The organism is Planktotalea frisia, from assembly GCF_001890925.1.
In the GTDB taxonomy this organism is placed as follows: domain Bacteria; phylum Pseudomonadota; class Alphaproteobacteria; order Rhodobacterales; family Rhodobacteraceae; genus Planktotalea; species Planktotalea frisia.
The window spans coordinates 1-984 of record NZ_MLCB01000119.1 but is presented as its reverse complement, the minus strand read 5'-3'; the positions used below and the strand labels follow the sequence as shown (position 1 = coordinate 984).

Annotated in this window: 2 protein-coding genes; both read left to right on the top strand. The window is 49.0% G+C overall.

All coding sequences use genetic code 11. The annotated features are described in order from the left end of the window. The coding region (locus PFRI_RS08160; RefSeq protein WP_245812324.1) for an EscU/YscU/HrcU family type III secretion system export apparatus switch protein at nt 1-441 on the top strand (441 nt) is incomplete at its 5' end. Continuing rightward, nucleotides 428-766, top strand: coding sequence for a hypothetical protein (locus PFRI_RS08155; RefSeq protein ID WP_072630212.1), 339 nt, complete (start codon nt 428-430; stop codon nt 764-766). The genes PFRI_RS08160 and PFRI_RS08155, both read left to right, overlap by 14 nt. Nucleotides 767-984 lie beyond the last annotated feature (218 nt).

Sequence of the window (984 nt, the reverse complement as noted above, 5' to 3'; positions counted from 1 at the left end):
TTCGTGAATCATGACGACAAACCAGCATCAAGGCAATTAATGGGTCCTGAGCCTAAGGACAGCGAAGGCGATCCACATCTAAAACAAGCCAGGCGAATGCGTGCTCAGGAGATAGCGCATTCACAGATGATGTCGGATGTTCCCACGGCCGATGTGATCATAGTGAATCCCACGCATTACGCGGTTGCGTTGAAGTGGGAAGGATCACGCACGGCAGCACCCATTTGTGTTGCCAAGGGCGTCGACGAAATTGCGTTGCGGATCCGGGCAGTGGCGAGCGATTCCAAAGTTGCGATCCATTCAGATCCACCGACTGCACGCGCTCTGTTTACGGTCGTAGAAATAGGGCAAGAGATCAAGCCGGAGCACTATGCTGCCGTGGCTGTGGCGATCCGATTTGCAGAAGCGCTAAGACAAGGAAAACGACGTGAAGCATTCTAAATGGGCTCAGTTGACGAAGCTATCTGACTTGGTGTTTGATGCGGTAGCGCAGAAGTTTGCTAAACTTCAAGAAGAAGAGGCGAGGTTAAAACAACAGCGCAGTAGACTCGCAGAGATGAATGCCGACGCATTAGACGCGTTCAAAAGCGTACATCCATCGCATCAGTTGGATGGTGATTTCCATTGGCAAACGTGGGTAGGGAATAACGCATCAAGGCTTGGACAAGCGCAAGCACGTGCGCGCGCTTTAAGCGAAATGCACAAGCCTGCTCTGAGAAAGGCATTTGGTCGTAAAAGCGTTCTAAGGGATTTGGCCAACAAATAGACTCAACTGAAGCTGCATATCGTCAAGACTCACTTGCAGACCACCAAATATTGATTTTGAAGCGTTGAGGGGCCTTGGCATCAAGGGTGTAAGCGGAAGAAATTCATGATAACTTATTGTTATTAAACACTTTCAAAGAAAAAATGAAGTTTTCCGACAAACTGCGAAAAAAGGTCTTGCGGGTTTTGTGTGATAACACTAGAACCGCCCTCAGCAGC